At 35.7% G+C, this 21,936-nt stretch carries 21 protein-coding genes; 15 read left to right on the top strand and 6 right to left on the bottom strand.

The genetic code is table 11. The features are described 5' to 3' along the window. The first annotated feature begins 29 nt into the window (after positions 1-29). The 3 genes from ffh (at position 30) to AC4BC3_RS03760 (ending at position 2,689) form a co-directional block, all read left to right on the top strand. The gene (ffh, locus tag AC4BC3_RS03750) at positions 30-1,448 is read left to right on the top strand and encodes a signal recognition particle protein (RefSeq protein WP_206909850.1); all 1,419 of its coding nucleotides are present in this window, start codon (positions 30-32) and stop codon (positions 1,446-1,448) included. Positions 1,449-1,545: 97 nt separating this feature from the next. Continuing rightward, positions 1,546-2,127, top strand: coding sequence for a DNA-3-methyladenine glycosylase I (locus AC4BC3_RS03755; protein WP_490466996.1), 582 nt, complete (start codon positions 1,546-1,548; stop codon positions 2,125-2,127). A gap of 40 nt (positions 2,128-2,167) precedes the next feature. Beyond that, positions 2,168-2,689 (top strand): dihydrofolate reductase family protein, encoded by a 522-nt coding sequence (locus AC4BC3_RS03760; RefSeq protein WP_206909845.1) that lies wholly within the window; start codon positions 2,168-2,170, stop codon positions 2,687-2,689. A gap of 210 nt (positions 2,690-2,899) precedes the next feature. On the opposite strand, the gene AC4BC3_RS03765 is transcribed toward AC4BC3_RS03760, so the two are convergent. Then, positions 2,900-3,454 (bottom strand): NADPH-dependent FMN reductase, encoded by a 555-nt coding sequence (locus tag AC4BC3_RS03765; protein ID WP_206898525.1) that lies wholly within the window; start codon positions 3,452-3,454, stop codon positions 2,900-2,902. Between the two features lie 229 nt (positions 3,455-3,683). Here AC4BC3_RS03765 and rpsP point away from each other — a divergent pair, with 229 nt between their 5' ends. From rpsP to AC4BC3_RS03795, 6 genes are all read left to right on the top strand, one after another. Further along, positions 3,684-3,959: a 30S ribosomal protein S16 gene (gene rpsP, locus AC4BC3_RS03770; RefSeq protein ID WP_005875628.1), complete on the top strand. Its 276-nt coding sequence runs from the start codon at positions 3,684-3,686 to the stop codon at positions 3,957-3,959. Positions 3,960-3,970: 11 nt separating this feature from the next. Then, positions 3,971-4,219, top strand: a complete 249-nt coding sequence (locus AC4BC3_RS03775) for a KH domain-containing protein (RefSeq protein ID WP_067483991.1) — start codon at positions 3,971-3,973, stop codon at positions 4,217-4,219. A 161-nt stretch (positions 4,220-4,380) separates the two neighbouring features. Further along, positions 4,381-4,905 (top strand): ribosome maturation factor RimM, encoded by a 525-nt coding sequence (gene rimM / locus AC4BC3_RS03780; protein ID WP_490466997.1) that lies wholly within the window; start codon positions 4,381-4,383, stop codon positions 4,903-4,905. Further along, on the top strand, positions 4,895-5,635 hold the full coding sequence (trmD, locus tag AC4BC3_RS03785) for a tRNA (guanosine(37)-N1)-methyltransferase TrmD (protein WP_206909860.1): 741 nt from the start codon (positions 4,895-4,897) through the stop codon (positions 5,633-5,635). The genes rimM and trmD overlap by 11 nt, the downstream gene beginning before the upstream one ends. Before the next feature lie 143 nt (positions 5,636-5,778). Continuing rightward, positions 5,779-6,126, top strand: coding sequence for a 50S ribosomal protein L19 (rplS, locus tag AC4BC3_RS03790; protein ID WP_206909841.1), 348 nt, complete (start codon positions 5,779-5,781; stop codon positions 6,124-6,126). Between the two features lie 626 nt (positions 6,127-6,752). Continuing rightward, positions 6,753-8,123 (top strand): DUF6056 family protein, encoded by a 1,371-nt coding sequence (locus AC4BC3_RS03795; protein WP_490466998.1) that lies wholly within the window; start codon positions 6,753-6,755, stop codon positions 8,121-8,123. A 176-nt stretch (positions 8,124-8,299) separates the two neighbouring features. On the opposite strand, the gene AC4BC3_RS03800 is transcribed toward AC4BC3_RS03795, so the two are convergent. Both AC4BC3_RS03800 and AC4BC3_RS03805 read right to left on the bottom strand, forming a co-directional pair. Further along, positions 8,300-8,521, bottom strand: coding sequence for a hypothetical protein (locus tag AC4BC3_RS03800; RefSeq protein WP_206909837.1), 222 nt, complete (start codon positions 8,519-8,521; stop codon positions 8,300-8,302). A 205-nt stretch (positions 8,522-8,726) separates the two neighbouring features. Then, complete coding sequence (locus AC4BC3_RS03805) at positions 8,727-8,951, bottom strand: hypothetical protein (RefSeq protein WP_206909836.1); 225 nt, start codon at positions 8,949-8,951, stop codon at positions 8,727-8,729. A gap of 584 nt (positions 8,952-9,535) precedes the next feature. Here AC4BC3_RS03805 and AC4BC3_RS03810 point away from each other — a divergent pair. The 6 genes from AC4BC3_RS03810 to AC4BC3_RS03835 all read left to right on the top strand — a co-directional run bounded on the left by AC4BC3_RS03810 (position 9,536) and on the right by AC4BC3_RS03835 (position 15,973). After that, positions 9,536-9,844, top strand: a complete 309-nt coding sequence (locus AC4BC3_RS03810; protein ID WP_490466999.1) for a PTS sugar transporter subunit IIA — start codon at positions 9,536-9,538, stop codon at positions 9,842-9,844. Between the two features lie 573 nt (positions 9,845-10,417). Next, positions 10,418-13,303 (top strand): L-type lectin family protein, encoded by a 2,886-nt coding sequence (locus tag AC4BC3_RS03815; protein ID WP_490467000.1) that lies wholly within the window; start codon positions 10,418-10,420, stop codon positions 13,301-13,303. A 12-nt stretch (positions 13,304-13,315) separates the two neighbouring features. Next, the gene (locus tag AC4BC3_RS03820) at positions 13,316-13,621 is read left to right on the top strand and encodes an LPXTG cell wall anchor domain-containing protein (RefSeq protein WP_490467001.1); all 306 of its coding nucleotides are present in this window, start codon (positions 13,316-13,318) and stop codon (positions 13,619-13,621) included. Further along, positions 13,605-14,171 (top strand): hypothetical protein, encoded by a 567-nt coding sequence (locus tag AC4BC3_RS03825; RefSeq protein WP_490467002.1) that lies wholly within the window; start codon positions 13,605-13,607, stop codon positions 14,169-14,171. The genes AC4BC3_RS03820 and AC4BC3_RS03825 overlap by 17 nt, the downstream gene beginning before the upstream one ends. Before the next feature lie 50 nt (positions 14,172-14,221). After that, positions 14,222-14,824: a hypothetical protein gene (locus AC4BC3_RS03830; RefSeq protein WP_242589949.1), complete on the top strand. Its 603-nt coding sequence runs from the start codon at positions 14,222-14,224 to the stop codon at positions 14,822-14,824. A gap of 93 nt (positions 14,825-14,917) precedes the next feature. Next, on the top strand, positions 14,918-15,973 hold the full coding sequence (locus tag AC4BC3_RS03835) for a WxLIP family cell surface protein (RefSeq protein WP_490467003.1): 1,056 nt from the start codon (positions 14,918-14,920) through the stop codon (positions 15,971-15,973). Between the two features lie 117 nt (positions 15,974-16,090). Here AC4BC3_RS03835 and AC4BC3_RS03840 read toward each other — a convergent pair whose 3' ends face one another. The 3 genes from AC4BC3_RS03840 to AC4BC3_RS03850 all read right to left on the bottom strand — a co-directional run bounded on the left by AC4BC3_RS03840 (position 16,091) and on the right by AC4BC3_RS03850 (position 21,552). After that, complete coding sequence (locus AC4BC3_RS03840; protein ID WP_490467004.1) at positions 16,091-17,458, bottom strand: FAD-dependent oxidoreductase; 1,368 nt, start codon at positions 17,456-17,458, stop codon at positions 16,091-16,093. Beyond that, on the bottom strand, positions 17,459-18,958 hold the full coding sequence (locus AC4BC3_RS03845) for a helix-turn-helix domain-containing protein (protein ID WP_490467005.1): 1,500 nt from the start codon (positions 18,956-18,958) through the stop codon (positions 17,459-17,461). Positions 18,959-19,224: 266 nt separating this feature from the next. Continuing rightward, positions 19,225-21,552, bottom strand: coding sequence for a glycoside hydrolase family 18 protein (locus AC4BC3_RS03850; RefSeq protein ID WP_490467006.1), 2,328 nt, complete (start codon positions 21,550-21,552; stop codon positions 19,225-19,227). Between the last annotated feature and the right edge of the window lie 384 nt (positions 21,553-21,936).

Below are 21,936 nucleotides of genomic sequence, written 5' to 3' on the forward strand. Positions count from 1 at the left end.
ACTAGAAACTAATTAAAGGAATGAAGAAAATGGCATTTGAAAGCTTAACAGAACGTCTGCAACAGGCGATGGGAAAATTAAGAAAAAAAGGGAAAGTATCAGAGGCTGACGTCAAAGAAATGATGCGAGAAATCCGCTTAGCATTACTGGAAGCCGATGTCAATTTACAAGTAGTCAAGGACTTTACAAAACGTGTGCGAGAACGCGCAGTAGGAGTAGAAGTTCTTGAAAGCTTGTCACCTGCACAACAAATCGTCAAAATCGTTGATGAGGAACTAACGATCACCTTGGGTTCCGAAACAGCAGAATTGATCAAGTCACCAAAAATCCCAACTGTGATTATGATGGTCGGGTTACAAGGGGCTGGGAAAACAACATTTGCTGGGAAACTAGCAAACTTTTTGAAGAAAAATGAAAAAGCACGACCATTGATGATTGCAGGAGACGTGTACCGACCTGCAGCGATTGACCAATTGAAAGTCTTGGGCCAACAATTAGATGTGCCTGTCTTTGATATGGGAACAGATGTCAGTCCAGTGGAAATCGTTCGTCAAGGGATGGAAGTTGCTAGAGAAAAGAAAAATGACTATGTCTTGATCGATACGGCTGGTCGTTTACACATTGATGAACTATTGATGGATGAGTTGAAGCAAATCAAAGAAATTGCACAACCAAATGAAATTCTCTTGGTTGTTGATGCGATGACGGGACAAGATGCGGTCAATGTAGCGGACAGCTTCAATCAGCAATTAGGCATTACTGGGGTTGTCATTACAAAACTTGATGGAGATACTAGAGGTGGGGCAGCGTTATCTATTCGTTCAGTAACCGGTGCGCCAATCAAATTTATCGGGTCAGGTGAAAAATTAACAGATCTGGAAGTCTTCCATCCAGATCGTATGGCTAGTCGAATCTTGGGTATGGGTGACATGTTGACCCTGATTGAAAAAGCGCAACAAGATTATGACGAGAAAAAAGCGGAAGAACTTGCCCAAAAAATGCGGGAAAATTCTTTTGACTTCAATGATTTTATTGAACAACTGGATCAAGTAATGGGAATGGGTCCATTAGAAGATCTAATTAAAATGATTCCAGGAATGAATCAAGTACCCGGTATTGAAAATGTAAAAGTTGATCCAAAAGATGTGGAACGGAAAAAAGCAATGGTGTACTCGATGACACCTGCTGAACGAGAAAACCCTGATTTGTTGAACCCTAGCCGTCGTCGTCGGATTGCTGCTGGTTCAGGAAACAGTGTGGTAGAAGTAAACCGCATGATCAAACAATTCAAAGAATCTCGTAAGATGATGCAACAGATGTCGAAAGGTGACATGAATATTCCAGGAATGGACCAAATGTTTGGAACAGGCGTCAAAGGAAAACTTGGAAAAATGGCGATGAATCGCATGGTTAAGAAAAACAAGAAGAAAAAGAAAAAACGTAAATAAGCGATTGCTGAATGGAATGGATTTGAGCTATGACAAACGATTGATTGAGATGTTGTCATAGCTTTTTTGTTCACAAATAAACATGGAGGCAAGGAAAATGAAACGATGTCCTTGGGCAGAAAGCACAGCATCAATGCAACAATATCATGATACAATTTGGGGTGTTCCAGAATATGATGATCAAAGACTTTATCGCAAATTAATGCTAGACATCAATCAAGCAGGATTAAGTTGGCAAACGATTTTAAATAAAATAGAAGCCTTTGATCATGCGTATGACAATTTTTCTTTAGAAAAAGTGGCAGCATATGACGAAAATAAAATAGAATCTTTGCTTCAAGATAAAGGAATTATTCGTAATCGAAGAAAAGTTGAAGCTGCTATTCATAATGCAAAGGCTGTTCAAAAGATCCAACAAGAATTTGGAAGTTTTGCTACTTTTTTATGGGGGTTTTCTGATGATAAGGTAGTAAATCATATGTATCAAACACAAGAAGAAATTCCGACAACGAGTGAACTATCTGACAAAATCACGAAAGAATTGAAGAAACGCGGCTTTAAATTTATTGGGAGTACCACGATTTACGCTTTTTTAGAAGCAGTCGGCATCATTAACGATCATGTCACTGATTGTTTTAGACATCTAGAAGTAAAGCAATCAACCATTCAAGAAAACTAGTCAATTAATAGATAAAATCTAACGTGAAGGAGAGGAACACATGCGAAAAATCGTCTTTTATGGTGCAATTAGTTTGGATGGCTATCTGGCAACAAAAGAAGATGGTTTACAGTGGTTATTTGATACGCCAACAGGTGAGAAAACAACTTATGAATCATTTTATCAAACAATTGATACAACAATCATGGGGCGAAAAACCTACGAAGAAGCTAAGAAATCTTTAGATGCAGAACTGTTATATCCAGAAAAGAAAAATTATGTATTTTCAAGAAATCAATCATTGGTTCTACCAGATGCAACAGTAATCAATGAGGATCCAGCTTCGTTTATAGAAAAAATTCGACAAGAATCAGGTTCAGATATTTGGATTGTTGGTGGCGGGGCGCTACTTAAACCTTTGCTAGAAAGTCAGTTGATTGATGAGTGGTGGATCCAAATCACGCCAGTTTTACTCGGTGAGGGAATTCGTTTGTTTGAACCTGGTGAGTATCAAGAAAGATTAGAGTATATTGATTCGCAGGAGTTTGGTCAATTTATTGAATTACATTATCGAAAAAAATAAAAAAGTTGTTTGCCAAATTTTTATTTGGCAAACAACTTTTTTTGTTGATCGCTTTGAGCCGCAATCTTATTCACGATGTTTTCCAAGCAACTTCTTAAGATAGCTTACATTCACTTCAAAATAAGTCAAGATTTCGCAAAAATTTGAAAATCAATTTCTGAAAATTTATTCTTATTTATTGGAGTTGTAAACTTCTTTCCCAACCTTTGTTTACTTCGTCAATTTTTCCAAGAAGTCAATATACGCATTCATAATTGTTTCAAAGAATTTCATTGTACCATCAATGATTTTTCCATCTTCACCAACTAAGTTAACGATATTACCAATATAAGCTTCTGGTTGTTGAAGTGTTGGTACATTTAAGAAGACTAGCGATTGACGGATAATATGGTTAGCACCAAAACCGCCGATTCCACCAGGAGAAGCTGTAACAACTAAACCAGGTTTTGAATCCCAAACGCTTTGACCGTAAGGACGAGAACCAACGTCTAGCGCGTTTTTCAAAGCTGCTGGGATTGAACGATTGTATTCAGGTGAAACGAAAATAACGCCATCTAGATCTTTTACTTCATTACGGAAACGAGTCCAAGCTTCAGGTGCATTTTCTGGTGTTTCAAGATCTTCATTGTAGAAAGGAAGATCATCAATTTTAACGAAGACACTTTCATAGCCATCAGGTAGTAAGCTTGCGAAAGCTTCAGCAACCTTTTTGTTATAAGAATCTTTTCTTAAACTACCAATAAAAAAGCCAATTTTTTTTGTCATAAATAGAACCTCCTAATAATTATCTTTCATAACTATCTTACAAAAAATAAGTAAAACGAGCAAATAAAAGCACTTACTAGTTAAAAGCCCAATAAAATTATCGTCAAAAATGCCTGTAATCACTGAAAAAAAGGAATTTATAAACCTGTAAAGAAAAAAAGCTTTACAGGGTAAAAAAAAACTGTTACACTACATCTTGTGAATAAATCAATGGAGGTGGAAATAAATAATGGCAGTTAAAATTCGTTTAAAACGTATGGGTTCTAAAAAGAGTCCTTTTTACCGTATTGTAGTAGCTGATTCACGTTCTCCTCGTGACGGACGTTTCATCGAAACTGTAGGTACTTACAATCCTTTGAAAGACCCTGCAGAAGTAGTTTTAAAAGAAGACTTAGTTCTTAACTGGTTATCAAAAGGTGCGCAACCTTCAGATACAGTTCGTAACATCCTTTCAAAAGAAGGCGTTATGCAAAAACACCACGAAGCTAAATTTTCAAAGAAATAAGGTGAGCGGATATGAAAGATTTAAGTGAGCTAGTCTTAACAATCGTTCGTCCGTTAGTCACTCATCCTGATCAAGTTCGGTTAGAGGTCGTTGAATCGAAAGATTTTTATGAATACAATCTAACTGTAGCACCAGAAGATATTGGTCGTATCATTGGAAAACAAGGACGAGTTGCGAAAGCAATCCGGACAATCGTTTACGGGGTACGAATCAACGCACCTAAAAAGGTTCGTTTAAATATCGTCGATGATAAGGAATAAATCAAAAACTGTTTCGAATTTTTTCGAAACAGTTTTTTTTTTTTTTTGCGTCATGCTTTTTTGTATAAAAGTAAAAAAGAATTCATTTTAAAAAACAAAACTAGAATTGCCCAAACACCCATGCTAAAATGAAGCAGAGAAAAAAGAAATGAGGAAAAATTGTGACTGAATATCTAAATGTTGGAAAAATTGTCAATACTCAAGGGTTAAAAGGAGAAGTTCGTGTCATTTCAACGACTGATTTTCCTGAGGAGCGTTACCAAAAAGGAGCGCAACTCACTTTATTCCAAGATGGAAAAGCACCTGTTGAATTGACTATCAAAAGTCATCGTAAACATAAAAATTTTGATTTATTAAGTTTTGAAGGACATCCGTCAATCAATGATGTCGAAAAATATCGTGACGGCATTTTAAGGGTGTCAAAAGAAGAAATTTCAGAGTTAGAAGAAAATGAATTTTACTATCATGAAATCATCGGTTTAGTGGTCTTGGATGAAGCTGGCGAAAAACTTGGAAAAGTGAAAGAAATCCTTTCTCCAGGAGCAAATGATGTTTGGGTCGTTCAACGTGAAAAGAAAAAAGATTTGTTGCTTCCTTATATTGCATCAGTTGTAAAAGAAGTAGATGTAGCTAATGGCGTAGTCCATGTGGAAATTCCAGAAGGGTTGATTGATGATGAAGATTGATGTATTGACCCTATTTCCTAAAATGTTTGAAGGTCCTATGGGTGAATCAATTATTGGAAAGGCTGTTGCTAAAGGATTGCTAGATATCAGTGTATCTAATTTTCGTGAGTATTCTGATAACAAACACCAAACAGTAGACGACTATCCTTATGGTGGTGGAGCTGGTATGTTACTGAAAGTTCAACCAATCTATGACAATTTGAAAGCAATCGATGAAGCAGACCCAACTGTCAAGAAACGTGTGATCTTGTTAGATCCAGCTGGGAAACAGTTTAATCAAGCGATGGCAGAAGAATTTTCGCAAGAAGAACATTTAGTTTTTATTTGTGGTCATTATGAAGGTTATGATGAACGAATTCGAACATTGGTAACAGATGAAGTTTCGTTGGGTGACTATGTGTTGACTGGAGGAGAACTTGGAGCGATGGTTATGATTGATGCGACTGTTCGCTTACTTCCTGATGTATTAGGAAATCAAACCTCTGCCCAAACGGATTCATATTCTACCGGATTGCTTGAACATCCACAATACACAAGACCTGCTGAGTTCAAGGGAATGAAAGTCCCTGATGTATTAACAAATGGTAATCACAAGTTGATTGAGGAGTGGCAATTAAAGGAATCTCTACGTCGAACAGTTCAACGACGTCCTGATTTACTAGCTGACTTAGAACTGACACCACAAATGGAGAAGTTTTTAGCTGAAATCAAGCAAGAAGAAACAGAATAGAAAAAATGTGTTTGTCATGAAAATTTACTTTACACTCAATTGGTAGTATGTTACTATTTTGTGGTGAGTGCAAAGCACTTAACTATTACGATGTTCCGCTGTGAGTTTACTCATAAGAATGTTTGGAATAAGGAGAAGAAAACATGAATCCATTAATCGAAGAATTAACAAAAGAACAACTACGTTCTGACATCCCAGCTTTCCGCCCTGGTGACACTGTACGTGTTCACGCGAAAGTTGTCGAAGGTACACGTGAACGTATCCAGTTATTTGAAGGTGTTGTAATCAAACGCCGTGGTGCTGGAATCAGCGAAACTTACACAGTTCGTAAAATTTCTAACGGAGTGGGCGTTGAACGTACATTCCCAGTACACACACCACGTGTTGCTCAAATTGAAGTAGTTCGTTACGGTAAAGTACGTCGTGCAAAATTGTACTACTTACGTGCATTACACGGAAAAGCTGCTCGTATCAAAGAAATCCGTCGTTAATTTATTGTTATTCGACCAAAAAGCTCCCTTGCTTAGGCAAGGGGGTTTTTTTGTCTTACTGTTATATATCTTCTAGTATAAAAGGCAAAGATTTTATAAAAGTTCAAGGTAACTTTGTAATTTTTCTCTCATCCCTTGGGGGACGTACAAGTGAATTTGTTGAGTAATTTTATTTTTCTTGTGTCCAACGCGTTCCTATTTCTGTTAGTTTAGATATATGTATATGGCGAAAGATATGTGAGCATAGATTATAGTTTCATCAAAACTCATCTCTTTTTTACGCTTCCTAAGATAAGCATTTATAACAGTTATCAAAATCGTTGTGCCATTGCTCATCTAGACGTAAAAACGTAAAAAAATCATAGATAGCAAGGGAATGATAGGTCAGCTTTTGATTTTTGATGGATGAAAGAGCAGGGACTTAACGTCGTTTTACATACGTGCAATCAGTCTAAATGTGAAGGAATCTTGAGTAAGATATATATTTCTAATATCTACTTGATGCTCGAATCAAGTTTCTCACACGAGAGATACCTACAACTAGTTAAAGATAACTAAAAAGATAGATTTAAATAACTCTTAAGGCTATGTTATACTCTATTGGTAAATATAGAAAGGAGTATAAAATGAACAAACATAGTATAAAAATAACAAAAAATAAAGAATTGTTTTTGGTGTTATTAGGAATTTGGGGCGTGTTTTTACTTTTTAATATGTATATGCCGACTATCAGAGCAGATGATATGGTTTATGCGAGTAGACTGGATAAACTTGGTTATTTAGGTGCTTCAATAGAACATTATAAAACATGGAGTTCAAGAATTATTGTGGAATTATTTTTAATGTTTTTTTCTAAACATTTTGCGTTATGGAAATTATTAAATTCTATGGTTATGGTAGGAACTGTAGTGTTGCTCTGCAAGTATGTTTTTGAGAAAATAAATGTTAAAAATTTGTTATTGGTTTTTTCTATATACTGTTTAGTGCCGATGACAGTGATGGGGGAAACTGGTTGGCGAGCAACCACCTTAAACTATCAGTGGCCAGTTGCGTTTAGTTTACTAGCTTTTTATCCGTTTTTCCAAGTTTTAAGAGGAGAAGAAATAACTAGAAAAATATATTGGTTAAGTATTCCTTTATTAATATTTTCAACTAATCAAGAACAAGTGAATGCCTGTTTTTTTGTTCTAACTAGTATAGTTAGTCTATATTTAATTGTTAATGGTCGATATAGTTATAAGCTATCAGTCTTTTCAATAATAAGCTTAGCAGAATTAATTTTCTCTTTAACAACTCCAGGGAATGCATTACGTGCTGTGCATGAAATTAATAGGTGGTTTCCTGAGTATAAAAATTTCAATTTTCTTAATAAGCTAGATTTAGGTATTTCATCATTTGGAAAGCCATTTTTTTTAGACATGAATATTTTGTTTTTATTGTTATTTTCCCTAGTTTTTATTCTAGTATATAGAAAACATCAAAACTACTATGTACGTATATTGACTGCGTTGCCGTTGTTCTTAAATTTGATTATTTATTTTGGCAATACAATGGGACAAAGTTTTACTTACGTTAGTGGAAATAAACGAGCGATGATTTGGAGTAGTAGTAATTTGAATAATCTCTTTACAGGGTTAGGAACAAAATTGTCACTTTTTTATCCTGGTACTTGGATCGCTACTTTAGTAGTTTTAGGGTTATTGATTTGTTTGATTGTTGGTATTTATTTAAGTTTTGACAATAAAAAAACTGCTATTTTATTAGTTATTTTGATGATAATGGGATTTTGTTCAAGAGTAATTATGGGATTTTCTCCTACAGTCTGGGCTTCGGGAATGCGGACATACTATATACTTTACATTGTTATTGTTCTCTTAGTACTAATGGGAGTTAAAGAGTTAATGAAAAGTATGAGTCTACAAAAAAATGAATTATTACGATTTGGATTGACTATGCTAGGTATTTGTACCTTGATATTAACAGTGATGAGCAAATAGCATACAAAAAAAGTCTCAATCATTGAGACTTTTTTTGTATCAATGACTTTTAGATTTTGCTTCTTCTATCTCTCTTATGATATAAACAGGAGTGATGATTCCTTTCGGGAACATAGAAATAAAAATGTGCAACAGTCGCAGAATTTCTTAGGGTTTGTTAAACAAATGCGCATCTTTTAACAACTAGCTGCAGCACCAGTCAATGCTCCACCAAGCGCACCATAAGTCCCTCCAAGTACAGTACCCGCGGGTCCAATAGCTGAGCCAGCTAGTCCAAGTGTTCCCATACCTGTAAACATTCCTCCAAATGTGCCAGCTGCACATTTTCCGAAGTTACTTAATCCGCCTCCGGTAATATTTTGGATTTCCTTTGTTGATAATACACGTTTATTGTCCATATGTCCTCCCACTATTATTTTTTTTGTTTCGTAAAAAAGTAAATAATCCAAGTAACAGTAATATAAATATATTCAAAAATCATGATTGGAGATCGCAAAGCGTCCTTAACTGACAGTCCCGAAAAAAGAAACAAAATTAGTGTTCCGATACAAAGAATCACGTCACTAATCAAGAAGTAGCAGATTTTTTTTGATTGATTATCCATTAGCAAAAAGTCGCCGCTGCAGCTAATCCTGCACCAGCACCACCAAGTACGCCCCCTGCTGCAGCTCCCCAAGGTCCGCCTACGCCGAATCCTTTTATGCCACCGCCTACACCTCCGGTAATTAATCCACCTGCAACTCCAGCAATACATTTTTGTGTTTTATTCGCGCCTCCACCAATTGTTTGTTGCATTTCTGTTAGGGTTAACATTTTCTTATATCGCATGAGTAAACACGCTCCTTAAAGAGATTTTTGTTACAGTTGAACCATAACATGACAAATAAATTACTTGTAAAAGTTGTCCTCAAAGAGATAATTTTTGGTCTTAAATCATGATAGCAATAAAAATGTGATGGTTTTTATGTAATTAAGGAATAAAACTTAAAAAAGTTTAGCTCGATTTTTTTGTGATAATACTGTTTGTATGGAAAATTTTAGGTAAAATAATACGGACGACGAAAAAATGTAAATTGTTAGGAACTATATTAAAAGTTTTCTTCCTATTATCCATCCATTTTAGAGTATAAAAGGATGGATATGATTAGTTTTCAGTATGACATTCTCCTAAAAACTTCTTTTAGTCCAAAAATCAGATACAGCTTAGTCAATCTAAAGAAAATCTATTTGCACTTATTGACGGCTTTCTTAAAAGGATAGACTGTTGTTAAATTAAATGAATAAAATACATTCAACTAAAGTGTTACTATTTGGTAGGCAAGATTTAGTTGGAAATGGTAAAGATATCTATCTTTGTCATTTCTAACTAAATCTTTTTTTATTGTTCCAAAATAGTATGAGGAGGAGTTTAAATGTTTTTCAAGAAAAATAAGAAAGAAAAGTTATATTCACCCTATTTTGGTAAACCTATTGATTTGCCAGAGATAAAAGATGAAGTATGCTCAAAAAGAATGATGGGAGATGGCTACGCTGTACTTCCAGAAACAAATGATGATTACCCTGTTCAGGTGATAACGATTTTTCCAACGAAACGTGCGATTGGCATCCGAACAAACGATGGTATAGAGGTCTTAATAAATATTAGAATCGACACAGTTGATTTGGATGGACTGCCTTTTAAACTGTATGGCAAATCGTTGATCGTCGAACAAAACTTTTAACGGTCGATTTAGCTTTTTTAGAACAAGAAGGTAAAAATTCAGCTGTTATTATTTTATCAACAAATAGCGATAAGCTTAAAAAAAATCGTTTAATGAATGTGTAACAAGTAGCTGAAGGAAGTGAACTTGGTAATGCAGAGTTAGCCACTTACATAAAGTGAAAAAGAAATAGGTGTGAAATGAAATTTATAAAGATGTTAAATAATAGTTCAGCAATCGTCTTTTGATAAATTGATTTACAAGACTTCTTCAACTGAGGTTGTGAACAAAGTACGAGCAAAAAGAGCAGGACAATTTAGATGTCCTGCTCTTTTTTGTGTAAAAAATCAGATATAAGTTCATTCTCACTGAGTGAAAAAAAGGCTTTCTTACTTAATGTTAGCTGTTTAACTGTTGATTTGAAACTGTTTTGTCGACGAAACTCTCACGTTTTTTTGAAAAACGAAAAAAATCTGATAAAAATTTTCAGAAAAAATGAATATACTAAGTTATGGAATAAAACGATGTTCTGTGTACTTAAGTTGTTCATGCACAAAATCAATATAGTAAAACAAGCAGAAGGGAGGAGAAAAAGTGAAAAAGTTTACAAAAATGTTGGTTTTACAAGTCACAGTTTCATTACTTGTTGCACCGTCAATGTTGGCTTCGCCAAAAATCGTTCAGGCTGTGACCACGGAAAGTACGCAAGAAAACCAAAATCAAGTTGGCAATGTTTCGCTCAAAAAAGTAGAGCAAGTTGAATCTGGAAATCTTGTTTGGACGGTATTGATTGAAAAAGCAGCATCTGAAGCAAATCGTCAAATGACTTTCACTATTACTGAACCTACTGATGTCCTTAGTATTTACCAACCAGATAAAGAACAAGAATTGATACCAGATAAAAATGGTGTTTATCAAATTGGTGAAAAGAATCAGCAAGCTCAAACAATAGGACTTGAGATCCAAACGAAACAAATTCCCCAGCAATTCGATTACACGCTGAAAATTTCCCCAGTGATAAGTGAAGAGGAAAAACAAGTTTTCTTGAACCAAAAAAAATCGTATGACTTTTCTTATACTGCAACAGAAGAAACAAGCAGTGAGGAAATGAACACAACAGAAGAAAATACAACAGCTACTGAGAGCTCGATAGACGAATCAGAAGAAACTATGAATGAAACGACTGAAGCAACAACTTCAATTGAATCAGCAACGAGTTCCTCATCTAAGGCAACAACTGAAAGGACAAAAGAAACTTCCAGTTCAGAAACAAAACGTACTGCTGCGCCAGCTATTGCAGCAAGAAGTGGGTTAACGCGTGCATCATTAGGGACAGGAAATCCGATTGTACCTAAAGGAGCGATTAAATTAGATGGGATTTTTTCTACGATTGCAAAAAGTAGACCCAATGGTACTAATATTTCTGCTGGAGAAGTGATTCTATCCGGTTCACCGGACCAGAATAACGGAATGCCGTATGATGAAATTTCTCTTTCAGGAAGTAATCGAGCTGTCGGTGTTTGGTCGAATGACAAATATCGCTTAGATTTTAATCAGGATTTTCACGGAAGAACGTATGTGAACTTTGGGACAGAACAAGCAGATGGATTTGCTTTTGTGATGCAAAATGATCCTGCAAAAAGCCAAGCGTTAACTACTGCCAATTCGAAGAGTGACGGACAAAACTTAGGTGTTTATGGTGGAACGAATTCATGGGGAAAAGAAGAGAGTAAAAGACCAAATGTTTTTGCTATTAAAAATTCTGTTGCAGTTGAGTTTGACCTTTATGGAAATACGGATGCAAACGAAAGTGACGGCACCAATTATGATGGTCAATCGGCTAATACAAAAATCATCCCCCATATGGCGTATGCCTATCCTGGTGATTTAGCGAACGGTTATATCTCTATGGGAGGAAGTTCTTGGTGGAACAGTGGTTTCTTAGGAATTGGTGCTCATGGCTATACGGCAATAATCAATCACCGAGGGCTTACGGCTTTGGGGAGTATTCAAAATGGGACGTGGTATGAATTTCGTTATGACTTTAACAAAGCAACACAAAAATTTTCCTACTACTTAGAAAATCCTTTAACTGGAGTCAAAACCAATGAAACAACCATTCCTTATACTGATCTTGAAGCACAATTGAAATTAAGTGCCAATGAAGGAAAAGCTTATTGGGGATTCACCGCAGCAAACGGAGCAGCAAGTGGTCAAACAAAATTTGTTTTCACCCAAGTGCCAGTAGATCTAGGCGCAGCTGTTAACGATGATGTAACGACTAACGATACTTCCATTGTTGACAAAAATGACTCAGCAGAGTACAACGATTCATTGCCATCTGTTGAATATGGCGAAGAAGTGACTATGAAGTCTAACTTTGCAATAGATGCGCAAGCAGAGGACGTTTACGATGTAACCAAATGGGAATCTTACTTAGATCCAAATTTGTACGATCTTTCAAAAGGCATCAAAAACATCAAAGTTAATCATAAAGAAGTTGCTGGGGTCACAGGTTCAGTAAGTGAGGAAGGAATCGTGACCGTGAACTTTAATCCAAGTAGTAACGTTGGTATTGGTCAAGACAGTACTTTTGAATATACGGCAACTCTGAAATCAAAGGGGTCAATAACAAAAACTTATTTCAATAGTCAGATTTCAGCTAGAGAAAATACGGTTGGTGATATACGAAGTTTTCAAGGAGAAGAGGTACCCTACTGGATCGTTCCAAAACCCGAACACCCAACAGTTTTGTCTTGGGAAACACCTGATGTAGTTACTGAAAAGACGGATACAAAAGATCGTTCAGAAGTAGCTGATGGGTATGACTTGACGTTCTATTGGAAAGATGAAGATGATGGGGATATTTTAAAATTCAAGATCAATCGAAAGAATCCTAATGCAACTAATGAGTTCGCTCAAATCGTCGCAACAGGTTCAACAGAGTTCAATAGCTATAATTGGCATATTCCTTCAGATAAAATTGTCCCGGGAATGAATGAGTATACAATTACCATGACACGTGGTGATGAGGTACAAACATTGAAATTGACGTTGAATGTCACTGGGAAACTTTCATTTGAAACTGCGCCAGACATATTAAGTTGGACTGGAAGAAAAGCGAGTGAATCAAAAGGAACTTTGATTAGAGATAGTGATAATCCAATGACATTGAGTGTTTTTGATAGTCGTGAAGATACTTCAACTTGGTCATTATATGTACAGGCTGAGTTGACAGAGGCTACACCATTTGATTTTGTCTTTAAAAATGATGGCTCAAGTACTGCACAATCGATAATGTCAGACCCTGTGCTTGTGATGCGTAAAGGGGACGTGACACCAACGGACTTTATGACGACTAAAACATGGAACGAATCAGAAGGTGTCTTGCTTCAAAGTGATAATTACATGCGTGTCGGTGATTATAGTGGTAAAGCTGTTGTGAAGTGGAATCTTTATGACACGGAAGTACCGGAGTAGGGGGGCAAAGGAATGAAAAAAAGAATCATTCAGAGCTTGATGATCGTATTTGGACTTTTGTTATTTAGCAGTCTGGATACTTTTGCTAGTGAGCAACCTAACTTTGATATAGATGAACAGCAAGTCACTTTTCGGATCGTCAACGGAAAGAATAATCAACCTGGGGAAATAGGTGGGAATAATAGTCATTCATTACTACCTAAAACCAATGAAACGAGGGCATTCATGCTTTCGTTTGTTGGAACATTATTCATCGGAATCGCGTTCTTGGTTTTCTGGTTGAGAAGGAGGGACGCCGAAGATGAAGAAACGAATTGAGTTTATTTTCGTCGGATTACTACTTTGTCTTTTGCTCCCAGTTCCAGCTTCTGCGCAAGAAGTTTCAGGAGAAGAAGATCAGACACCAATGAATGTCACCATTGTAGAAAGTCCAATCAAGTTAGAAAAAGTGACAGCACCAACTTTTGGCACTTATCAAAAATCAGCTCATGAACAAGAAATTCAAGCAACTGGTGACCTGTTGATTGCTGTTAGGGATCAACGGGAAAATAAAAAAAGCCCTTGGCAATTGACCTATCAGCTTTCAACATTTGCGAATGGTCAGGAATATCAAGTGAAAGTATTACTTGGTCAAGGGAGATTGAGTACCGATCAATCAGGAGAAGTCGTTCAGGCAACACCACAAAAAATTGCAGCCGATCCAAATGAGACTGCAACGATCTTGGAAGCTTACTCTTCTCAATCAACTAAGTACTATTATCAAATTGAGAAGCAAAAGATCCATTTAGAACTGCCGGCGAATTTACCTATAGGGGAGTTTGTTGGTCAACAAATAGTTACTTTATTAAACACACCGGAAATAGATTAGTTTTTATAACTAATTTTTTATAATAACCAAATTTAAAGGAGAATATTAAAATGAAAAGCACAAAAATCGTAAGTATGACATTAAGCGCAATGGTATTAACAACTATAGGAGCAACAAGTGTTCACGCACAAGAAGTAGTCGATCAAAAAGGAGAAACACCAACAGAAGTTGTTATCACTGATAACGACGATCCAACAGATCCTCTTGACCCAACAGACCCAAATCAAAAAATGTTGACTTTAGAAAAAGTACCAGCTGCTTATAACTTTGAATCAAAACTACAAAATGCAACATATAATTTGACTGCTGATTTAACAGATGAAACAATCGAAGTCTTCAATGACCGTATCGATCGTGAATGGTCTGTTAAAGCCAATGTTGCTAATAACAAATTGACTCGCTCTTCAGATTCAAAAGAATTCACAGTTGATTCATTCCAAATCGATGGTACAGAGCTTGCTGCAACAGGTGCTGAAGGAATCGTAGCGAAAGCGGAAGCTACTAAAACAGCTGCCAACAACACTGGTTTGATCGAAACAACTGTGAACAAGGTCTCAATCGGTTTTACTGATACAGATCGTGCATTAGTTGCAGGTGATACATTAGCTGGAAGCATCCAATACCAACTATACAACACAGCAGACGCAAAATAATCAAGAAACACAAGTAATCAATGTACGAATGCCAAGAAGCTGCGCATCTGCGCGGCTTCTTTATTCAATGTTTAAAATAAGGAGAAATCAAGAATGTTCAAACAAATAAAGAAGTCGCGACTGATAGCAAGTAGTTTGTTGTTGTTGAGTTTGCTTTTGACAGCACCATTACCAGCATTTGCACAAGAAGATGCCGGTGAAGTTGGTTATGATATCCAAGCAGTCATTCCAGAGAACCAAATTGACAAAGAAAAAAGTTTTTTCGATTTACGAATGGAACCAGCACAAGAACAAACCATCAATGTAAAAATCAACAATACTTCAAATGAGGATGCAACTTATAAAATGGGGATCAATCAAGCCTACACGAATAGCCAAGGGTTTATTGACTACAATGAAAAAGCGGAATCGGAAAAGAATAGTTATCCTTATGCGATTGATTCGATTGCAAAAGTAGCAGATACAGTAACTGTTCCTAAAAAAAGCAGTAAAAATGTGCCAATTACGTTAACGATGCCCAAAGATCGCTTTGATGGTCAAATTTTAGCAGCAATCCAAGTGGTGAAAGAAGCAGATAAAGATCAAAAAGGAATCGTGAATAGTTACGGGTATATCTTAGGCTTGAAACTAACTGAAACGGACACAGAAATAGCAAGAAAGTTAGAGTTGAAAAAAGTTGAACCTGCTATTTCATTTGGAAAAACTAGTGTAGTAGCTATCTTAGAAAATCCAACAATGGATGCCTATGGTCATTTAACTTATGACGCAACGGTAAAAAATCGTAAAACGAACAAAGAAGTGCGTCACGTGGCTTACGATACTGATATGCAATTAGCGCCAAACTCAAGCTATCGTTTTGCAATCGATTGGGAAAAAGAACCACTTGAAGCTGGCGAATATAGCTTGCATCTGCGTGTAACAGATGCAAAAGACAATGAGTGGGTGTTTGATGAAAACTTCACGATTTCAGATAAACAAGCCAAAGAAATCAATGGAGCAACGATTGATGCAGGCAAGAAAACAGCCATTCCAATGTGGATTTATCTTGTTTTTGGCATTCTCCTTGCAATCATTCTATTAGGAATATTCTGGATCATTCTTCTTAAGAGAAGAAAAAAAGAGGAAGAGTCAGAAACAGAAACGAAATAAAAACCTAATAAAAATTACAAACGAAGTTGGACAATCAGATGTCTAAACGTTGTTTGCAGTTTTTTATTTTTAAAATAGACAGCAACCTCAAATAGAATAATAGAGGTTGCTGTCTATTTATTTGTTTAAAGCATCTAAACCGATATCAGCCAAAAAATTAGTTGCAGGTGATAATTTTGGATTGTAATAAATTTCAGAAAAAACAAGTGAGTCAACACTTGCTTGATCGATAATCATTTGCGTAAGGATATTGATCAAATCCAACATATCTTTTTGGCTGCTAATCAACTGGGCACCAAATAACTGTTTAGTTTGGCTATCATACAGCACTTTGATTGTGACAAAGAAACCTTTATTGGCATGATACTTAGAAAAATGCGTATATGTTTTAGTGATCGAAGTTGTTTCTAAATCATAAAAATCCGCTTCGTCTTTTGTAATTCCAGTACTACCGAGGAAGACACCAAAGATTTCTGTTCCAATTGCTCGCTGAGAATTAGGAATTGGCTGTGGATCAGGTAATGTAATGTGGCTGGCAGCGACCAATGCAGTTTTACGTGCATTTCCAATAAGTGGCAGGTAGGCTGGTTCACCATGAACGCCGAATGGCAATTTGACCAAATCACCAATTGCATAGACATCTGGATTAGAAGTTTGCATGAAATCATTTACTAAGATTGTTTGGTCGAAATCAAGATCAATCAAATGCTCAACTAATTCAATTTCGGGTTTAGGATTAACTGCAAAGACGCAGGTATCGACAACTTTCGTTTGTCCCGAGAAGAATTGAACTTCTAATTGTTCTTTGCCACTTTTATTAATTACTTGATAGTGATTGAAACTTTCCGATAGCCGTAAATCAATCGAGTCAGGTATATGTTGCAACAAAATGTTAGTAATTTCTTCATCAAAATAGCGAAACGCCGGGCGATTCATCTGCTCGATAATTGTTATTTTTTTATCCGGTTGTGCAGCCAAACTACTAGCTAATTCCAAACCAATCAGACCGGCACCAATGATAGCGATTTGGTCACTTTCATTGATTTTTTGATAGGCTTCAATTGTTTTTGAACGACTCTTATACGTAATAATATTTTGGTGAGTCTCTTCCGTATCTGGAATCAACGGGCTGAAGCGATCAGATCCCATTGCTAAAATGAGTTTATCGAATGTTTGGATAGTAGTCTCCTTATGCAAGTTACTTTGATAAGTCACTTCTTTTTTTTTCAAGTCGATGTTGCTAACGGTTGTTTCAAGAAGTAAATGGATACCTAGATTTTCGAGTGTTGATTGATCACCCACTTCACCTTTTTCGATTTCATTTGCGGTAAATAATCCATTAAAAATCAAATTGACGCTACTTGGAATGAAGCCCAGAACTTTTGACTTTTCAATTAAGTATACTTCGACATTTGAATCTAATTTTTTCAAAAATTTACTAGCAGCAATTCCAGCATGGGAGCCGCCGATAACGATGACTTTCAATTATATTCCTTCTTTCTTTGAATAGTCTTTAAGTAGCAGAGTTAAAGCTTGAATGTCTGTTTGTGTCTTGAAATCATTGATGATGTATAAGTCTTTAAATGAAAACTGATGCGTGGCAAATGCAGAGTCAGAGATCAGCAAATCATATTTTTTATTGATGTCAGCTTCTTCGCAATGAATGTAAAATTTTGTGTCGAACTCGTTTTTGATACTTTCCATCACGATATTTGTCTGTAAGTTGTCCCGATTAAAAAAAACGCCAATTTGAATCGTTAATTGAGAAAAACGGCGCATTTGATTGATAAAGTAAAGGTGGATTCGTGTAACTAACTGTTTGGTTGTTTCAAGAAGAGTAAAACCAAGAATATCTTCTGTTTCTTGAATGATTGTTTGAACGAGTTCAAAATTTGGTGTAAAAATCGATTGATTAACTAGTCGCTCAAACAACATTTCTTCTTCGAAAAAAGTGATATTTCCTTTAAAATAAACGATCGTGCTGTTCAACTGTGTTAAAAAGTACTTCCATTCTTGAATAAACTGTGGATCGATGTCTTCAGAGTCAAGATGATAGGCTGTTTTGACTTGTTCCACGACCATCTGATTCAGTTGGATGACTTTTGGATTGAATGTCGGCCACTCATTGGTTGGAAGTAAAGAGCGATGACTACGTTCGAGAACAAAGAAGGAAGAAATAAATAAATATAAGTAAGTTGCTTTGTATTCGAATTGTAATTCAGCAGAGGGACTTACAGAGAGAAAATAGGATTCACGAACCAATTGATAAATAGGTTCTTCAAGGTAGTCTTTCCCTAAGATAGCCATCGTTTCGACAGAAGGTGGATTCGTTAATTTTTTTGTCCTTTTCTTCAAAATCCAGATCCACAAATAAAGTTTTAAACGAGTAGTGGTACCAAACTGTTGCTTTAATTTTTTTTCCAGAAAGGAAACGAACAATAAACTATTGCGATCGTTTTCTTTTTGATGAAGTTCTTCTAAAGGAACTGAATTCCAAATTAGTTGGAAGAAAAAGTAACAAATCTGTAATTCATCACCAGTTATTTTTCCTCGCCGAATTTTGATGTTAAACTCTTCTAACAAATCATTGAGTTTTGTAATATGCCGATAAACTGCAGCTTCACTAATTAAAAATCGTTGAGATAATTCATAGATCGAATAGCTAGAATGATGGTACAGATGGAGTAAAATCTGATATTTCGTCGATTCTTGGAGGTAGTAATAGTATAGTTTATCTAGATTTGTTTGGTTGCTTTTTTTTAAAGTAATTTGATTCTTTTCGTGATTGATTTCAAGACTCAAATCAAGTTCTAACGCTTTTAAAATAAAAGCTAATTCTTCGATATTATTATGAAAAAGAAAAGGAGTAACTGCTAAATCATTTAACAGTTTAGGAATATCTGCTGTTAAATTTTTATCTAATAAATAATGAATAATCGAAATCTGGATTTTACCATTTTTTTCGAGTAAATTAAAAAGTTCCATTGTCTGTTACACCACTCTTTATGCGTTCTACACTACTGTTTAATTGTAATTGTTTCTTTTCGATTAGACAAGTTTGATTAAAACACTCTGACTTGTTGGTAGATAAAGGTTTTAATACGTTGCTTTTTTTAATAATTTAGCGAAAAGTGAAAATAAATGATAAAAATAAGCCCTCAAAGTTTTGTTAGTAAACAAAAGGGGAAGACGAGCACAACAAAAAAGAAACTACGGCATGGATATCGTAGTTTCTTTTTGTTTATCTTGAATTATTTAGCATCTAACATTTCTTGTGTAACAGTAATTGTTTTGTAAGAATGTAACTTTGTTTTGTAATAATCGCCAGCTAAGTAGACTTCTAATTTATCGCCTACTTTTAAATCATCAAGATTTCTTGTCCAAATATAAGGATCTGAACTACGATCAAGATAAGAGTAGTAAACTGTTCCTAGATCGCTTGACATGATATAATTACCATTTCTAGTTACAACATAATGATGATTTTTTTCTTGTGGCTCTTTAGCCAAAGTCACGCTAACTTTTTTACCAATTACTTTTAAATCTGAAACATCATTTTTACGTTCATCTACATTTGGTAACATTTCATCAGTTACAGTAATTTGATCTAATGCTTCAAACTCAGATGAACCTTCACGTTTCACATCTAACGTGATCTTGTCTCCTTGTTTCAATTGCAGATTGCCATGATAAATTGACCATGTGCCATTCCAATAACCTTCTGTTTCTTTTGTTTTATACGAATAATAATTCACACCATTTTGGTTAGAGAATATATAGCGATCATTGATTTTAACACGATAATCATTTGCAGTCTTTTGTGAGTCATAATCTAGACGCATTGTCACTAAGTTTGTATCACGGACAATACCAATATCTAATGAAGCAACTTCTGTTTTCTCGGTTAAAATATTTTTAACGATTGATCCTAATTCCGCATCCGTTGTATCATAACCTAATTCCCAAACGATAGCACCACCGTATTCATTTTTAATTGTCCAATTTACTTTTTCTTGGATTGATTGGATATTATCATAAGAATAGAATTCTTTTGCGTCTGCATCGTAAATATATGGTGCTTTTGCTTGATCGTCCCATTTAGCAACTAAGCTGTCATTAGGATCTTCGTTCGCTTGAGCTTCGAGGTCTTTGATTTGCCACCAAGGTTTTAGGCCAGCTGGTTGGTAAGGATCATCCCAAGTGCCGCCGACTGGAGCACCACTACTTGCAGCACCTAGTTCACCAGATTCCACATTTGCAAATCCACGTGAGTAGTAACTCATACCCACCATTAATTTGTTTTTAGGAATGTTATATGTTTCGCTGTATTCTTTCATTGCGGAAGAAACGTTGAATTTTTGGTCTTTATCTGTTTCAGTTGCATACAATCCAGAGTGATGCCCTGTTTGTGTATCAAATCCACCACGGAAATCATAAGTCATGACATTGAAGTTATCAACGTACTCATTGACTGTTTCAGGAGCGATAAATTCCATTTTTTCGTGTGAAGCTGTTACAGCAATACTTAATTGATAATATGTATCATTTTCTTTTCCTGCCACTGTTAATTTTTCACGTAGCTGTTTCATCAAGGCAATAAATTTTGTCTGGCGATCGGCGTTGTCCGGGTATTCCCAATCGATATCAATACCATCAAAGTTATGATCTAACATAAATTTAACTGCTTCATCTGTGAAAGCATCCATTTTTTCAGGTGTTTTTGTCACAATATCAAAAGCCATATCGTTAACTGAATTGTTCCAACCACCGATTGAAACCATTGCTGCTACGTCATTTTCATCCGCCATGTCAGTAATTTGGCCGATATAGTTTTTCCCACCACCTGATACAGTATCATCAAAATCTGCCCAAGCGTCGTTTGAAGTTAATTTTCCTGTCTTAGGATCAATAATCATGAAGCCATAGTTTACGTGCGTGATTTTATCGAAAGGTACGTCAACTGGATCATATCCTTTTCCATCAAGAACGCCTTGGCTATAGTTATAGTCAGCATTATTTGGTTCATAATCTGTTTTGTAACCTTGCCAGTTAGCGAAATAACCAATAACTTTTTTCTGATTTTGAACAGTTTCAGCTTGGACCTTTTGATAGTCATCAGCGGCTGCACCTGTAAATTTGTTGAAATTAAATGTTGCAATTCCAGCTGGAACATCTTTTACTTTTGTCCACATTGGTGCAGAACCAGGCGCTTGATTCGCTTCTGCCCAATAAGAATTTGTCCATAATGCGTTTTTATAGATAACCAGTGATCCACCAGCATAAGATTTTGCTGACCAAGTTTGAGCAGATGCGATTTGTTCATCGTAATTTGCAACGATGACTTTTTGAGTTCCTTTAAAAACTTGGTTTTCTTTTCCACGTGTCCAAGAAGCGCCGTTGTCATTTGACCACATGTGTGCGTCTGTTAATCCGTTGATGACATTTGATGTGTCATCCATTACCAAACCAGAATTATTCCCTTGTGTTTCAGTTGCAAATGCTTGAAGTGGTGCAGAAGATAATAGTGTCAATCCTGCCATCGAAGCTGCTAGCAACGTTTTCCATTTTGTTGTCTTCATTTTTTCTTTTCTCCCCTTGATAAAATATTTTTGCAGCGGTCGAGGTGACTCCTCGACAACCACATCTAAAGTTAAAGTTTATAAAGAGTAAAGTAAATTTCTAAAATTACCGCGTGATAGGAAGAAGAGAGTGTTATTTAATGTAAAAGCAGTCTTGACAGCAATTTGAGCATTTTTTAGTGAGAAATATTTTTTTTATGGAATGGCTGTTTCTTCAGCTAAAAGTAATTGAAAGACAAAAAGAAATGGAAACTTATAAAAATATGACAAAGAAAGTTTGATTATTTATAGTAGTGTAATAGATGTCGAGTGAACTGTTACTATTTCTTGAAATTTATTTAGCTTATTACTAAACAAATCCTATAAGTCATGCTATACTATTTT

Source organism: Enterococcus sp. AAFC-DPL-6103 (assembly GCF_058216595.1).

What these genes read in the sequence shown, in the direction of transcription:
- ffh (WP_206909850.1), top strand. Translation starts at nt 30, where the DNA reads ATGGCATTTGAAAGCTTAACAGAACGTCTGCAACAGGCGATGGGAAAA.
- AC4BC3_RS03755 (WP_490466996.1), top strand. Translation starts at nt 1,546, where the DNA reads ATGAAACGATGTCCTTGGGCAGAAAGCACAGCATCAATGCAACAATAT.
- AC4BC3_RS03760 (WP_206909845.1), top strand. Translation starts at nt 2,168, where the DNA reads ATGCGAAAAATCGTCTTTTATGGTGCAATTAGTTTGGATGGCTATCTG.
- AC4BC3_RS03765 (WP_206898525.1), bottom strand. Translation starts at nt 3,454, where the DNA reads ATGACAAAAAAAATTGGCTTTTTTATTGGTAGTTTAAGAAAAGATTCT.
- rpsP (WP_005875628.1), top strand. Translation starts at nt 3,684, where the DNA reads ATGGCAGTTAAAATTCGTTTAAAACGTATGGGTTCTAAAAAGAGTCCT.
- AC4BC3_RS03775 (WP_067483991.1), top strand. Translation starts at nt 3,971, where the DNA reads ATGAAAGATTTAAGTGAGCTAGTCTTAACAATCGTTCGTCCGTTAGTC.
- trmD (WP_206909860.1), top strand. Translation starts at nt 4,895, where the DNA reads ATGAAGATTGATGTATTGACCCTATTTCCTAAAATGTTTGAAGGTCCT.
- rplS (WP_206909841.1), top strand. Translation starts at nt 5,779, where the DNA reads ATGAATCCATTAATCGAAGAATTAACAAAAGAACAACTACGTTCTGAC.
- AC4BC3_RS03795 (WP_490466998.1), top strand. Translation starts at nt 6,753, where the DNA reads ATGAACAAACATAGTATAAAAATAACAAAAAATAAAGAATTGTTTTTG.
- AC4BC3_RS03800 (WP_206909837.1), bottom strand. Translation starts at nt 8,521, where the DNA reads ATGGACAATAAACGTGTATTATCAACAAAGGAAATCCAAAATATTACC.
- AC4BC3_RS03805 (WP_206909836.1), bottom strand. Translation starts at nt 8,951, where the DNA reads ATGCGATATAAGAAAATGTTAACCCTAACAGAAATGCAACAAACAATT.
- AC4BC3_RS03810 (WP_490466999.1), top strand. Translation starts at nt 9,536, where the DNA reads ATGTTTTTCAAGAAAAATAAGAAAGAAAAGTTATATTCACCCTATTTT.
- AC4BC3_RS03820 (WP_490467001.1), top strand. Translation starts at nt 13,316, where the DNA reads ATGAAAAAAAGAATCATTCAGAGCTTGATGATCGTATTTGGACTTTTG.
- AC4BC3_RS03825 (WP_490467002.1), top strand. Translation starts at nt 13,605, where the DNA reads ATGAAGAAACGAATTGAGTTTATTTTCGTCGGATTACTACTTTGTCTT.
- AC4BC3_RS03830 (WP_242589949.1), top strand. Translation starts at nt 14,222, where the DNA reads ATGAAAAGCACAAAAATCGTAAGTATGACATTAAGCGCAATGGTATTA.
- AC4BC3_RS03835 (WP_490467003.1), top strand. Translation starts at nt 14,918, where the DNA reads ATGTTCAAACAAATAAAGAAGTCGCGACTGATAGCAAGTAGTTTGTTG.
- AC4BC3_RS03845 (WP_490467005.1), bottom strand. Translation starts at nt 18,958, where the DNA reads ATGGAACTTTTTAATTTACTCGAAAAAAATGGTAAAATCCAGATTTCG.
- AC4BC3_RS03850 (WP_490467006.1), bottom strand. Translation starts at nt 21,552, where the DNA reads ATGAAGACAACAAAATGGAAAACGTTGCTAGCAGCTTCGATGGCAGGA.